Annotated in this window: 9 protein-coding genes; 4 read left to right on the forward strand and 5 right to left on the reverse strand. The window is 56.3% G+C overall.

The genetic code is table 11. The features are described 5' to 3' along the window. The first annotated feature begins 76 nt into the window (after positions 1 to 76). A complete protein-coding gene (locus tag BKP64_RS09180) occupies positions 77 to 1,357 on the forward strand; it encodes an MgtC/SapB family protein (RefSeq protein WP_070968847.1) in 1,281 nt (426 codons plus the stop codon). Here the strand turns inward: BKP64_RS09180 and alkB are convergent, their stop codons facing one another. Then, the gene (alkB, locus tag BKP64_RS09185) at positions 1,358 to 2,008 is read right to left on the reverse strand and encodes a DNA oxidative demethylase AlkB (RefSeq protein WP_070968849.1); all 651 of its coding nucleotides are present in this window, start codon (positions 2,006 to 2,008) and stop codon (positions 1,358 to 1,360) included. Between the two features lie 115 nt (positions 2,009 to 2,123). Here alkB and BKP64_RS09190 point away from each other — a divergent pair, with 115 nt between their 5' ends. Beyond that, on the forward strand, positions 2,124 to 4,949 hold the full coding sequence (locus BKP64_RS09190; RefSeq protein ID WP_070968852.1) for an HD domain-containing phosphohydrolase: 2,826 nt from the start codon (positions 2,124 to 2,126) through the stop codon (positions 4,947 to 4,949). Between the two features lie 50 nt (positions 4,950 to 4,999). Then, positions 5,000 to 5,785 (forward strand): co-chaperone DjlA, encoded by a 786-nt coding sequence (gene djlA / locus BKP64_RS09195; RefSeq protein WP_070968855.1) that lies wholly within the window; start codon positions 5,000 to 5,002, stop codon positions 5,783 to 5,785. Between the two features lie 6 nt (positions 5,786 to 5,791). Here djlA and BKP64_RS09200 read toward each other — a convergent pair whose 3' ends face one another. The 3 genes from BKP64_RS09200 to BKP64_RS09210 form a co-directional block, all read right to left on the reverse strand. Beyond that, positions 5,792 to 6,400, reverse strand: a complete 609-nt coding sequence (locus tag BKP64_RS09200; protein ID WP_070968858.1) for a methyltransferase family protein — start codon at positions 6,398 to 6,400, stop codon at positions 5,792 to 5,794. A gap of 107 nt (positions 6,401 to 6,507) precedes the next feature. Continuing rightward, entirely contained in the window at positions 6,508 to 8,397 is a 1,890-nt protein-coding gene (locus tag BKP64_RS09205; protein WP_227515554.1) for a sensor domain-containing diguanylate cyclase, read from the reverse strand. Between the two features lie 124 nt (positions 8,398 to 8,521). Then, positions 8,522 to 9,277 (reverse strand): pseudouridine synthase, encoded by a 756-nt coding sequence (locus BKP64_RS09210; RefSeq protein WP_227515555.1) that lies wholly within the window; start codon positions 9,275 to 9,277, stop codon positions 8,522 to 8,524. Between the two features lie 166 nt (positions 9,278 to 9,443). Here BKP64_RS09210 and BKP64_RS09215 point away from each other — a divergent pair, with 166 nt between their 5' ends. Next, positions 9,444 to 11,069 (forward strand): methyl-accepting chemotaxis protein, encoded by a 1,626-nt coding sequence (locus BKP64_RS09215; RefSeq protein WP_070968863.1) that lies wholly within the window; start codon positions 9,444 to 9,446, stop codon positions 11,067 to 11,069. Between the two features lie 3 nt (positions 11,070 to 11,072). Here BKP64_RS09215 and BKP64_RS09220 read toward each other — a convergent pair whose 3' ends face one another. After that, positions 11,073 to 14,147: an efflux RND transporter permease subunit gene (locus BKP64_RS09220; protein ID WP_070968866.1), complete on the reverse strand. Its 3,075-nt coding sequence runs from the start codon at positions 14,145 to 14,147 to the stop codon at positions 11,073 to 11,075.

Consider the following 14,147-nt stretch of genomic DNA (forward strand, 5'->3'; position numbering starts at 1 on the left):
TTCTTGATGATCGGATGACAGGCTACAATTCACCAATACCTTCAAATTTTCTCCAACACCGGAAGCCACTCCGTTCATGGATGATGTAACTGCGCAGTTTCTCACTTCTCACCAGACCACGATCCACCTAGCCATCGCCCTGTTATTGGGTGCCATTATTGGTCTGGAACGGGGATGGGATGCGCGGGAACAAAAGTCCGGAGAGCGCATCGCGGGCATACGGACGTTTGCCCTGGTCGGGTTACTGGGTGGCATTTCCGCGGTTTTGGCAAAAGAGGTAACGGAATGGGCATTTCCGGTGCTGCTGCTCAGCGTCGTTGCTATGGGTATTGCCGCGTTCAGCGAGCGACTTGAGCATATCCGTAATTTCAGCATCACCGGCATGGTGGGCCTGGTGCTTACCTTCTGCTTCGGTGCCATTGCGGTCGCCGTGGACCCGGTGATGGCAACCGCAGCCGCCGTCATAACCGCCATCATCCTGGACAAAAAAGCGGAGATTCACGGCTGGGTATACAAGCTCAAAGACCACGAGCTGGATGCCGCACTCAAGCTCCTGCTGATTTCGGTGGTGATGCTGCCACTCTTGCCAAATCAGAAGATGGGCCCGGGCGGCGTGCTGAATCCACGGGAAATCTGGTGGATGGTGGTCATGATCGCGTCGATTTCGTTTGTCGGCTATTTTGCGATCCGTGTCGCCGGCCCCCGAAAAGGCATTCTGTTCACCAGCCTGTTTGCCGGGCTCAGCTCGTCAACGGCTCTGACTCTGCACTTTGCACGCCAATCGGAAAAAACGCCGCAGCTGAGTCCCCAGTTCGCGACCGGCATTCTGATTGCCTGTGGCACCATGTTTCCACGCATACTGGTGTACTGTGCTGTGATTAACCGGGACCTGCTGCCCAGTCTGATTTGGCCAGTGCTCACAATGACCGCTTTACTTTATGGACCCGCCTTCTTCATCTGGCGCCGTCACTCTGAGCAGCTCCACGTGAGCCAGCCGGCCCTTAGCCAGAATCCTCTGGACCTCACCTCTGCCCTCGTTTTCGGCCTGCTGCTTACCGCCATTCTGTTGTTGGGCGAATTCCTGAAAAGCTGGCTTGGAGATGCGGGTATCTACATGCTGGCTGCCAGTTCCGGTGTGGCCGATGTCGATGCAATAACCCTGTCACTCACTCGTATGTCCAACAATTCGCTGGCAATGAATACCGCTGTCATCGGTATCGTGATTGCTGCCGCCACGAACAACCTGGTGAAATCCGGAATGGCATGGAGCCTGGGAAACCGGCAGACAGGCCTGCTCGTGGCGGGGCCCATGGTGCTGTCTCTGGCTGCAGGCCTGGCGGTGGCCTGGTTCCAGTAATCAGCGGGCACGGCGGAACGTCAGATTGTACCGGCAGGGGCCGGTTAACGGATGGTCACCGGCCTTGAGTGTGAGCACACCATGATAACGCAGCCGGGCGGGGCCTCCCCAAACCACAACATCGCCGTGGTGCAATGGAATATTCACCGGCCGCTCGTTTCGCCGCAGACCTCCGAACTGGAACACCTGAGATAGCCCAAGAGTTACCGAGACAATGGGTTGCTTGAAGTCATGCTCGTCCCTGTCCTGGTGCAGCCCCATCTTGGCACCGGGCTCATACCGGTTGATCAGGCAGGCGTCCGGGCAAAACCCCTCATAGCCTGCCGCTGATGCAGCCTCTCTTGCCAATGTCCGGAAGACATCACGCATTGAAGGCCACGGACGGCCGGACAACGGGTCGTCCGATTGATAACGGTAGCCCCGCGTATCCGTGACCCAGCCTTGTTCCCCACAACAACTCATCGCAACTGACATGGCATGCCCGCCCGGTGTTTTCATTCTTCGAAGAGGGGCAAGCTCTGTCACTTCACCGATCACACCAAGCAATCGTTCTGCACGATCCAAAGCGAACCGGCGCAAGATGACTGCGCCCTCGGCGATGATTTCAGGTAGGTGCTCGGCGGGCAGGTCATCAAAGAGATCGGGTGTCATAAGCTTCTGCCTCTCATCGCAAAACCAGAAAAAACCGGGGCCAGGGTCTACTCTTTAATGTGTCCTCACACGAACATTCGCGTGTTACGTGAATGTTCAACGCAAAGGATTACCCATGCACGGAACCCGCCAATCAGCACAAATCTCCCTGGCGCCGCTCATCGCCTCTGCCATCACCCTGGGGATGTTGTTGCTGGCCATCGTATTGGTTGCCCAGAGTTTCCGGGGTATGGAAAGCGCCAAAGTGACCGCCGCCCGTTCAGCCGCAAAGCAGCTGGCTGTCAGTGTTGACGATCGGATTCTGGCCATCACCGCGCCACCGTCAACGGCTCTGGCCGTATTGAGCCATGACCCGTTGGCCAGGGCAACCTCTCTCGACGCGCGCATGGCCCGCTTGCCCGTGATTGCAGACATTCTGCAGAGCAGCGACATTGTCAGTGCTGTCTACGCCGGGTACAGGAACGGCGATTTTTTCCTGCTCAGAAAAGTCCGCAGTTCCGGTGTGCTGCAATTCCCGGATGCACCGCAAGAAACCCGGTTTCTATTGCAGACCATTACCCGCGAAGGTGGCGACCCCATCGGTGAATGGCACTTCTACGATGCGGACATGCAGCCTATACAGCGCCGAGTCGTTGGCGATTACACCTACGATCCACGCTCCCGCCCCTGGTTTAACACGGCGGCTGCATCCAACACGACCGAGCTATCGGCTCCCTACGTGTTCTTCACCACACATGAAACCGGGCTTACGCTGTCCCGTCGCGCTGCAACCGGTCCGGAAACATCTGGCGCCGTTTTCGGTATCGATGTAACGGTAACCGACCTGAGTCACCAGCTTACCGAGCTGCGCCAAACCCCGGACACCCGCATTGCCATCGTGAATGCCGATCGTAGGGTGCTTGCAGATTCCGGTGCAAAAGGCGTTGCTGATCCGGCCATATCTGCGGCTCTGGATGCTGCCGGCAAGACAGCGGAGGATGAGCCTGTCGCCCATTACACAGTCGACAATCGCGACTGGTACGGCATGACAGAGCCGCTGGCTGCGCTGGAGGAGGAAAACCTCACCATTGCCGTTGCCATTCCTGCAGACGAATTGTTGGCGGAAGTCTGGGACACGCTGTTCCGGCAAACAATTATTGCCGGTGCGATCGCCCTGCTCTTGCTGGTGTTGGGCTGGTTCCTGGGCCGGCGCGTCGGCAGGCCTCTTGAGCGCCTCACAGATCAGGTCAGCCAGCTTTCCCGATTCCGTTTTGACACCTCGGTGAAATCCGACTCCCACATTCGGGAAGCCCGGAAACTCAGTGTGGCACTGGATGATATGGCGAAAACCATTCGGAGCTTCCAGAGCATTTCGACAGTACTGAACCGTGGTCAGAACCTGAATGAACTGCTGAGGGACATACTCGAGCAAATTGTTCATATCCTCGGGCAGGAGCGGGGCGGAATTTACCTGTTCAGCCGCCAGGATCAGACTCTGACGCTCGCAGTCAACGAGGGCCTTGAACTGCCGTCCGCTATTGAAGGCCTGACAACGGATACCAGTGACAGCGACATCATCCGGCTGCTTCAGGATCGCATCAGCGGCCATCCAGTGTTTGCCATTCTCCGAAACCGCGGCAAGAGCCTGGTGGGTATTCTGGTGGTCGAAATGGAAATGGGTGACCACACCCAACTGAGTGATGACCTGATTCTGTTCGTCGATGAAATCGCGGGCTCCGCCGCCGTGGCCATTGAAACCCGAGAGCTGATTGAGAGCCAGCAGGCCCTGCTTGACGGCATTATCAGACTGGTAGCTAACGCCATTGACGCCAAATCGCCCTATACCGGCGGGCATTGTGAGCGGGTGCCCAAGCTCGCCCACATGCTGATCGACGAGGCTGTCGCGAGCACGGACAGCACCTTCGGTCCATTCTCCATGACCGAGGAACAACGTTATGAATTCCACCTCGCCGCGTGGCTCCACGACTGCGGCAAAATAACCAGCCCGGAGTATGTGGTGGACAAAGCAGTAAAGCTGGAGACCATTCACAACCGGATACACGAAATCCGTACCCGCTTTGAGCTGCTACACAGGGATGCCGAGATTCACTATCTGACAACTGTTCTGAACGGGGGAGACGAACCCCGGGCGCGGAGCCGGCGGGACGAAGCTCAGGCAAAGCTGCAGGACGAGTTTGCCTTCATTGCCCGGACAAATCAGGGCGCTGAGTTCATGGAAGATGCCGACATCGAGCGCATTCGGGAGATCGGAGCATACACCTGGCAGCGACACTTCAATGACCGTATCGGTCTCTCCAGCGACGAGGAGCAGTCAGTGGCCGATCTCCCCGACCCTCCGCTGCCGGTCACCGAGAACCTGCTCAGTGACAAGGCCGAACACCTCCGCCCGTGGGGAGACCGGATTCCGCCGGTTCAAAAAAATGACCCCCGCAACCGCTGGGGATTTGATATGAAACTGCCCGAATATGCCGACAATCGGGGTGAAATCCACAACCTGACTGTTCCGCGGGGAACTCTGACCGAGGAGGAGCGCTTCAAAATCAACGAACACATAGTGCAGACCATCTGCATGCTGGATGCCCTGCCTCTGCCAGACAGTCTCGCCAATGTGCCGAGGCTCGCGGGCACCCACCATGAGCGAATGGATGGGCAAGGCTATCCTTGTGGCCTGAATGCCGAAGACATGGGAATACCCGAGCGCATCATGGCGGTCGCGGATGTATTTGAGGCACTGACAGCCGTGGACAGACCTTACAAGAAGGGAAAGAGCCTGACAGAATCTCTCACCATCATGTCGACGATGGTCACCAACGGCCACATAGATCGGGATGTATTCGAACTCTTCATACGGTCCGGCACCTATCGCCGATATGCCGAGGAACACCTTCGTCCGGAACAGATTAACGATGTGAATGAAAGCCTGTTCATGAATACCGATTAGAAAACCCGTATATTCTAAGGACTGTTTCACCCCTGATTAAGGAAATATTGATGCTCTTCGCACTCATTCTTGGCGGTCTGATCGGCTACGCCTTCGGAAAATTCCCTGGCTTTCTGGTTGGTGCCGCTATTGGTGCCTTTCTTTTTAACCGCATGAAAAGCCGGCTTATTGGCAAACTCCAGAATATACAGTCCGGATTTGTTGAATCGGTTTTTGCCGTCATGGGGGCTCTGTGCAAGGCCGACGGCGTGGTGTCCAGGGATGAAATCCAGATGGCGGAGAGTATGTTTGTGCGCTTTCGCCTCAACGCAGACCAGAAAACGAAAGCCCGGGCCGCCTTTAACCGCGGCAAAGAACCCGACTTTGACCTGGACGCAGAACTGAGCCATTTCCTCCAGATGAGCGGTCGGCAGCCAGCGTTCCTGCAGATGTTTCTCCAGGTGCAGGTGTCCGCAGTCGCGGCCGATGGCATTATCCACCCCTCAGAGCACGAGATGCTGGTGCGTATCGCCCGTGGCCTGGGGCTGCCCGAAAGCCAGGTCGATCAGCTCGAAGCCATGCTGCGCGGCGCCCATACCGGGCAGACCGGCGCAGGCGCTGGCCAACGCTCAACCACGCAACAGATTGATGACGCGTACAAAGTGCTCGGCGTTTCACCCTCCGCCAGCGATGCCGACATCAAGAAAACCTATCGTAAGCTGATGAGCGAAAATCATCCCGATAAACTGGCGGGAAAGGGTTTGCCTGAAAGCATGAGGGAAATGGCGGAAGAACGAACCCGGGAAATCAGTCACGCCTACGACGTGATCAAGGAAACCCGCAAAAAAAGCGCCTGACCAATGTCAGAACCAGCGCGGAACCCTTGCCCGGTATTCTTCGAATTCGGCACCGAAATTCCGCGCCAGAGCCTTTTCCTCTTCACTTGCCTGGCGGGTGATCACTAGCACACCCGCTATCAGGCAGATCAGGGAAAAGACACTGGGGAACGCCAGAAAAAAACCGAATTGCCCGACCATAACGCTGATAAATAACGGGTTTCTGGACCGGCCGAATGGTCCGTGGGTCAACAGTGTTCGGTTACGTTCCCCCGCATCAATGCCGGAACGCCACTCCTCGTGCATATACGCCTGCAGATAATTGATTGATGCGAATGACGTCAGGAGAACCATCATGCCAAGTAACAGAACCGGCCATTGGTAAAGCCAGCCAAATACTCCCAGCCAGCCATCAATGTCGGCGAAAATACGCACAATACAGACCGAAAGAATGAGCGTTCGGAATACGTTAAAGGTGTGTCGATGCCACCAGGGTGCGGTTTTCTTCTCGCCATAATTGATATGAGAGAAGCCCATCCGTTGATATAGCCCAAGGGTCCGACCGGCAAACTGCAGGCCGATCATCAGAAAAAAAATACCCAAAAAATGGCGTACTAAAGGTTCTATAAGGTCCATCAGGTTCGCTTAATACTGAATCAGCCTACAAGCTTATTATCTGAAGTCTGAGATGAAAAGCGTATTCGGAAACCATTAATTTCTCTGCAGCCGGAGCCATGCCCTGGTCAGACCGGCGAAACCGCCGATACCTTGGCCTGACCGGAAGCCCTCCATGCGACCACACGGTTCCGGCCCTGCCCCTTGGCCTCATAAAGTGCTTCGTCCGCCCTACCGAAAACCTCCTTGGTTGCGTCTGCCCGTGTTGGTGAAACACTACAAACACCGACACTGACGGTCAGGTGCAGAGTCTCTCCGGACACCCTGAAGGCGGTTTTTTCTATTTCCGTCCGAATACGTTCCGCAACTCTCACAGCCCCATCCTCCGGCGTGTCTGGCAGCAGAACCACAAACTCTTCACCCCCGTACCGGGCAGCCAGATCCTGTGGCCTGGTAACAAACCGCCGGATGCACTGGGCAACCATTTCCAGGCAGTCATCGCCCACCAGATGGCCATAGGTATCGTTAAAGTTCTTGAAGTGATCGATGTCCAGGACCAGCAGAGACAGCTGCTCTTCGTAACGGTAGGCCCGCACCACCGCTGACTGAAACGTCCGGTCGAAGTAGCCTCGGTTCTTGAGCGCAGTCAGGGCATCGGTAGCACTGAGTTCAAGCAATTGCTGGTTGAGGTTCTCCAGGTCCCGGGTACGCTCCTGTACTCTCTCCTCCAGCAGCGTGTTGGCTTCCCGCTGCACCTTCAACGATTTCTCCTGGGCCATCCGGGCTTTGCGCTCTTCGCGCAACAGGCGCTGCTGGGCCAGAAATACGCGTTTCTTCTCCCTGTTGAGGCGATCCGCAAGGGCAACCGATAAAAGGATAACGCCAAGGGCAGATCCCACCTGGGTGGCATTCTCGGTAAGCAGATTGCGGGGCAGCATGGTGAACTTGCTCAGCGCCAGAACAATGCCGCCAAACAACATGAAGACCCAGGCAAACGTGTAGTAACGGGCCGCAGGATCTTTTTTGAGCCAACGGGCAATACTCAGAATCAGCATCGTCGTGCAGCCCAGGGCGCCCACCAATATCGTAGGCAGAATCATGTATCTGTACGGCACGAACAAACCTGCTGTCGCAAGCATACCCGCCACCATGACGAGCCCGACGGTCCATCGGTTGAGATATGGATGATTCTGACGGGTCACATTGATAAAACTGATACTGAACGTCCCGCCAAAAAGCACGACAAGATTGAGAAACACGATAATAGACTGGTCATTCCACCAGGTTGCGCCGGGCCAGAGGTACTGGAACGCCACTCCGTGAAGGCTGGCAAGGAACAACGGCATGGTGGTGATATATCCGACATAATGCAGAAAACTCCGCTCCCCTACCGCCATGAACACGAACAGATTGTAGAGAACCATCACCAGAACAATCCCGTAATAGAGCCCCTCGAACATGCTTCGGGATTGTTCAGCCGAATAAAAAGTGTCCGGATCCCAAAGGGTCAGCGGAACCTGCATGGAACTGGTGGTGTCGACTCGCAGGTAAACAGTTGTCACCTTTTCGCCGGAAAGCGTTATCGGGACAACGAAATTACGATTGTCGATCGGCCGGTCATAGAAAGGCTGTTTGTCACCCAGAACCAGAAATTCAGATCCTGGCTGGCCCGGGTTTATGAAGAGCTCGATGTGGTCGAGAACCGGGTACCCGATTTCAAGCAAGCTGACCGCTTTGCTCTGTGTGGCGTTTTCTAGTTTGACCCGAAACCAGTAGACCTCGCTCCCGTAGCCGAGGCTGATACTGTCACTGCCATTACGGCTCCAGACCTCGTCAGCCAGATTGGCGACCGCTGCAATGTCGACAGGCTCGGACGGCTCCTGCCAGTAATCAACAAACCGGGAGAGCTCCAACCGCTTGGAATGGGCATCCCAGAGGGCTGACTGTCCGGCGGAGAAAGCCGAAACGGATATCGGCAAAAGAAAAAACAGGCACAGCAACCTGTAGAGTATTGGCACGGCATGCCCCGGTTGTTTCATTTATTGTTATTTGCTTATTCCGGAGTATGCCCCAAACCATCTGACCGCGCCGCGTCTCCATACCATTTGATGCAAATCGACAAGAAAAGCTACAAACCTGCCTTCATCGTGCAACTATTGCTCTTAATTTTCGAAAACTGAAACCGGGAAAAATAGAGAGGACCCGAACAAAACCCTTGTCCGGCTCTGCGGTGATGCTGATGGCCTCTCCCGTTTTCGGGTGAGCAAACGCCATTCGGGTTGCTGCCAGCATTAACCGCCCTTCCCCGAAACGCTGGGCGAAGTATCGATTGTGTCGGCCACGACCATGATTGGCATCGCCAATAATCGGATGATTGATGTGTTTCATGTGTCGGCGCAACTGATGCTTTCGGCCGGTTTCGGGAAAAAGCTCAACAACCGCGTACCGACTGCCAGGGTATTTTTCGATCTCTACCGGAATCTCGACCGTCGCCAGGGTCTGGAACCGGGTCCGGGCCTCTCGCACCGGTTGCTCCATTCCTTTCTTCCGGCGGTCTTCCGGCTCATCCCGCAATGGATGATCGATCTCTCCGGTGGCCGCTGGCCAGCCCCGAACCATGGCGAGATAGGTTTTGTGAACTTCTCCCGCCATCAGGGCTTTTCCGAGCGTTCGCGCGGTCTCAGGGTCACGTGCAAACACCAGCACCCCGGAGGTTGGCCGATCGAGCCGGTGAACCGGATAAACATGATCTCCACCATTAAGCGCACGGGCATATTGCAAGGCGAATTCGGTTTCATGTTTGTCGATGGGGCTGCGGTGGACCAGAAGACCTGCCGGCTTGTGCACAGCCAGCAATTGTTCATCCTGAAACAGGACTGTTAGCGGATTAATCATCATTTGGCTGTCACAAAAGATTCACAAAAAGCATCGGTCAACGCCTAAAGGCCTGAATTTACGTGCCGATACCATCTAATATAATGTTCAGTGATCCGTGATTGGCCGTCCAGTGAAACCGGTTATTACGCATTCCAGAACGCTTCCCCCTACTAATCCGGACAAGCCCATGAACTGGTACTCCAGAAGTATACTCAACCGAGTTCTGTCAGTGGTCCTTGCGGCCAACCTGATCGTTGCCAGCGTGGCGGTTGTCTACCTTTCCTTTTCGCTGCGGGTGAAAGACGATTTCAACGTTCTTGTCAGTGACCAGATGGTGAGAGCCCTCCAATCCCAGGACATACTCTCCGAGTTCAAGACCCAGGTCCAGGAATGGAAGAATGTTCTCATTCGCGGGGCCGACCCGGAACAACTTGAGAAGTACTGGGGACGTTTCCAGGCGCGGGAAGCATCCATCCAACAACAACTTGATGACCTGATTCCCAGACTACAGGAGCCCGAAGCCAAAGCCTTAATGGCCCGGTTCCAGAAAGCGCACGGTGAAATGGGTCGCGCCTACCGCAAAGGGTTTAATGCCTTCACCCGCTCCGGATTTGACTCCGGCGCCGGAGATAAGGCAGTCCAGGGTATCGACCGTGAGCCGGCCCGACTGATTGACAGCGCGACTGATGCCGTCCGCGCAGCAAGCCTGGACGAAGCCAAACGCCTTAATACGGTAGTGACCGAGCGGAGTTGGATAGTTGCAAGCCTCCTTATGATAGCGATTGTGCTAGGCACTGTTGTGCTCGTCTATATTCTGATTACCAGCATCATCCAGCCAGCGCGGAAGCTAACCGGACAAATCACCAAACTGGGAGAGGGAGACCTCTCGGATCCCGCAACGCTGGAGGGCAAGGATGAACTTGGTCAGCTGGCCAGCGCCGCCAGGAGCCTACATCGTTTTCTGAGAGAAACCGGATCACTCATGGGAGACAACGCCAGCCAACTGCATGCAACCGGGGAGCTGATCCGGGTAAACGCGAGCAATGTCCTCGAGCAGTCTGACAAGGCCCACCAGCGTATTGACCAGATTGCTACAGCCATGAACGAAATGTCCGCCACAGCACAGGATGTGGCGCAACATGCTGCATCGGTTGCTACCCAGGTCCACGAAACCTCCGAGGAGACTGCCAGGGCGGACTCCCAGATCAACAAAGCGGTCGAAAGCATGCAACGGCTGACCAGCCAGATCCAGAGTTCTGCTGAAACCGTGAACCAGCTGGCAAGCGATGGCAAAAAGGTCGGGGATGTCATGCGTGTCATCCGGGAAATAGCTGACCAGACAAACCTTCTCGCCCTGAATGCTGCCATCGAAGCCGCCCGCGCGGGGGATGCAGGGCGTGGGTTTGCGGTGGTCGCAGACGAAGTTCGCAACCTCGCTGCAAAGACCCAGGAAGCCACGGTCGAAATCGATCAGATTATTGCCGCGATTAGCGGCGCCTCCCGTGATGCGACCGAATACATGCAGGCTTCTGAGGTGGTCGCTCAGGAGAGCAGTGTATCCGTCGAAGACGTCCGCAATACCCTCAGTGAGATCAACCGCAGGATGGCGAGCGTCAATGACGCCACGACCCAGGTGGCAACGGCAGCGGAGGAGCAAACCAGCGTCAGTGAGGACATTAACCGCAACGTGACCGAAGTCGCCGAAATATCTGAACTCATGCACAAGGCATCGGATGAAAATTTGCGTACTGTGCCGGAGTTGGAGGCCATGGCTAACAAGGCAAAGGAACTGGCGGCAAGAATCCGCCAGTAAGGTTCATCTGAGACCGGTCAGGCGCCTGACGCCCTGACTGGTCTTGTCTCCCAGCACCAGCAATGCCGGGGTCAGCAGCAGAGTCAGAATGGTCGCAAACGCCAACCCGCCGGCAATGGCACTGGAAAGCTGGGTCCACCACTGCGTGGATGGCGCGCCAAGCCCGAGAGACGGTGTCAGCAGATCCACATTGATACCCAGCACCATGGGCGTCAGCCCCAGAATGGTGGTTACCGCCGTCAGCAACACCGGCCTCATGCGCAGACAGCCTGTTTCCAGAGCCGCCTCATAGGCCGCGAGGCCGTCCCTGCGCATCTGGTTGTAGGTGTCTATCAGAATGATGTTGTTGTTCACCACGATACCTGCCAGCGCGATGATCCCCATGCCCACCATGACAATCCCGAACGACTGGCCGTTCAACAGCAGCCCTAGCAATACCCCGGCCGTGGACAGAACGATGGCCGAGAGAATCAGGAAAGTCTGGTACAGTGAATTGAACTGGGTCACCAGAATCAGCAGCATCATCATGACAGCAACGAGGAACGCACTGATCAGGAAGTTAGAGGCTTGTTGCTGGTCTTCGTTTTCGCCGGCAAATTTCACCGAAACACCATCGGGCGGTTCCGGCATTTCTGCCTGAAGCTTTTTCAACAGCTCATCGACGCGGCGCCCCGGCGCCATGTCCGACTTGATCGTTACCGTACGCTGACCGTCAACCCGAACAATACTGTTGGTTTTGTCGCCCGGCTCAAGATTCACAAACTGGGACAAAGATACCTGACCACGTCCCGTGTTGATCGTCTGGCGTTGCAAATGGTCCAGCTCCCGCCAGTTGTTCGGCACACGTACAGCGATATCCACTTCATCCCGCACATCTTCGGGACGATAGGTCGCCAGAACCAGACCGTTCGTAACCAGGCGGACGGCACTGCCAACGCTGAGCACATCGGTACCGAACCGGGCGGCCGCCTCACGGTCCACCTGCAGGCGCCATTCAATTCCCGGCAGACTGCGGTCATCCTCAATATCCGTAAAACCACCCAGGGTGCGCATCTGGCCCTCGATAGCGTCCACAAATCCATTCAGACGGCCGTTGTCCCGGCTACTCACCTGAAGCTCAATGGGCTTGCCTTCTGCCGGGCCGCCCTCCTGCTTGCGGAACTCCAGTTCAATGCCTGGAATGTCTGCTGTTCGCGACCGGAAATCCTCAAGAATCGCGCTGGCTGGCCGCCGCGTATACCAGTCAGTGAACTGGAACTGCAGCACACCGATGACATCCGGCGCCATCTGATTGCCAGGGCTGATCATGGAACGGGCATAGAGAGCGTTTACTTCCGGCATGTCGCGCAGCCGATCCTCCACCTGGCGCACAATGGCATCCCTCTCCCAGACTGAGAGATCGCCCCGCGCACGGATCTGAACCTGCGCCGAATCCGGCTCCACGCTGGGAAAGAATTCAACGCCATAGTTGAACTTTCCATAAGCCGCGTAAATCACCACAATGATGCCCAGCACACCCAGCAGAGTGAAGCCCGGAAACCGGAGAAGAACAGAAAGAAGCTGGCGATACTGCTGCATCAGCCGCCCATTGGCGTGGCCCTGGCGGGCCCGTTTGCCACCACTGACACTGCCGAGTACCGGCAGGAAAACCAGGGCCATGGCCAGCGATGCCGTGAGGCAGATAATCACCGTCAATGGCAGGAACTTCATGAATTCCCCAACCACACCCGGCCAGAAGAGCAAGGGCACAAATACCGCCAGGGTGGTCGCAGTAGAGGCGATTATAGGCCACGCCATGCGGCTTGCAGCTTCGGCCCAGGCGGATTGAACAGCCTGCCCCTCGGAGAGGTTGCGATCAGCCAGTTCCGAGACGACAATTGCGCCGTCTACCAGCATACCGGCAACCAGGATCAGGCTGAACAGCACCACAATGTTGAGTGTCAGCCCCATGCCCCAGATCACCAGAATTCCGGTCAGGAAAGCTCCCGGGATAGTCAGTCCGACCAGCAATGCAGAGCGCGGCCCCATGGCCGCAATTACGACAATAATCACCAGCACAATGGCGGTCAGAACGTTGTTGAGCAGATCACTGAGGATGTCCCGAACTTCCTCGGACTGGTCCATGATGTACCGGACTTCCAGAGTATCCGGCAGCCGCGATTTCGCCTGGTCGATCAGTGTCCTCACCTGGCCGACGGTTTCAATGATGTTGGCACCCGTGCGTTTGGAGATTTCCAGCACCAAAGCGGGTTCGCCATTAATGCGGGCAAAGCCGGTCGGATCCTTGAAGGTTCGTTGCAGCATCGCAACGTCTCCGAAGGTCACCACGGTATCGCCGTCCACCTTCACAGGAAGAGACATCACATCTTCGACAGTTTCGATCACGCCAGGCACTTTCAGCGCCATACGACCGTTGCCAGTATCCAGTGAGCCGGCCGCCACGAGCTGGTTATTTCGAGTTACCAGGGAAGCGAGCTGGTCGAAATCAATGCCATAGCTCTCCAGAACCTGGGGGTCGACCACCACCTCCAGCAGATCTTCCCGGTCACCACCAATCTCTGCCTCCAGGACTTCCGGAATGGCCTCAATCGCGTCCTGCAGGTTTCTGGCGATGGTGATCAGCTCCCGCTCCGACAGAGGCCCGGACAAGCCAACCGACAACACCGGAAACAGTGAGACATTGATTTCGTTCACACTGGGTTCGTCCGCCTCATCCGGCAGCTTGCTGCGGGCGGTATCGACTTTTTCGCGGACATCCTGCAAGGCCTTATCCGAGTCAAAACCGGCATCGAACTCCAGGACCACCGAAGCGTGTCCTTCAGACGCCGTGCCCCGCATTTCCTTGATACCTTCAAGCGAACGCAGCTCTTGCTCCATGGGCCTGACCAACAGCCGCTCGGCGTCTTCCGGGCTGATTCCTTCAAGAGTCATGGAAATATAAATGACCGGAATGGTGACATCCGGATTCGCTTCCTTGGGGATGGTCTGAAACGCGGCAATGCCCCCAAGAATCAGGAATAACAGGGTAAGCAGCGTGGTGCGGCTCCGGTCCATAGCGGCAAAAATAAGGGCACGCAT

The organism is Marinobacter salinus (assembly GCF_001854125.1).
Taxonomy (GTDB): domain Bacteria; phylum Pseudomonadota; class Gammaproteobacteria; order Pseudomonadales; family Oleiphilaceae; genus Marinobacter; species Marinobacter salinus.

Coding starts and splice junctions, on each gene's coding strand:
- BKP64_RS09180 (WP_070968847.1), top strand. CDS start 77: ATGGATGATGTAACTGCGCAGTTTCTCACTTCTCACCAGACCACGATC.
- BKP64_RS09210 (WP_227515555.1), bottom strand. CDS start 9,277: ATGATGATTAATCCGCTAACAGTCCTGTTTCAGGATGAACAATTGCTG.
- BKP64_RS09215 (WP_070968863.1), top strand. CDS start 9,444: ATGAACTGGTACTCCAGAAGTATACTCAACCGAGTTCTGTCAGTGGTC.
- BKP64_RS09190 (WP_070968852.1), top strand. CDS start 2,124: ATGCACGGAACCCGCCAATCAGCACAAATCTCCCTGGCGCCGCTCATC.
- BKP64_RS09220 (WP_070968866.1), bottom strand. CDS start 14,147: ATGCGTGCCCTTATTTTTGCCGCTATGGACCGGAGCCGCACCACGCTG.
- alkB (WP_070968849.1), bottom strand. CDS start 2,008: ATGACACCCGATCTCTTTGATGACCTGCCCGCCGAGCACCTACCTGAA.
- djlA (WP_070968855.1), top strand. CDS start 5,000: ATGCTCTTCGCACTCATTCTTGGCGGTCTGATCGGCTACGCCTTCGGA.
- BKP64_RS09200 (WP_070968858.1), bottom strand. CDS start 6,400: ATGGACCTTATAGAACCTTTAGTACGCCATTTTTTGGGTATTTTTTTT.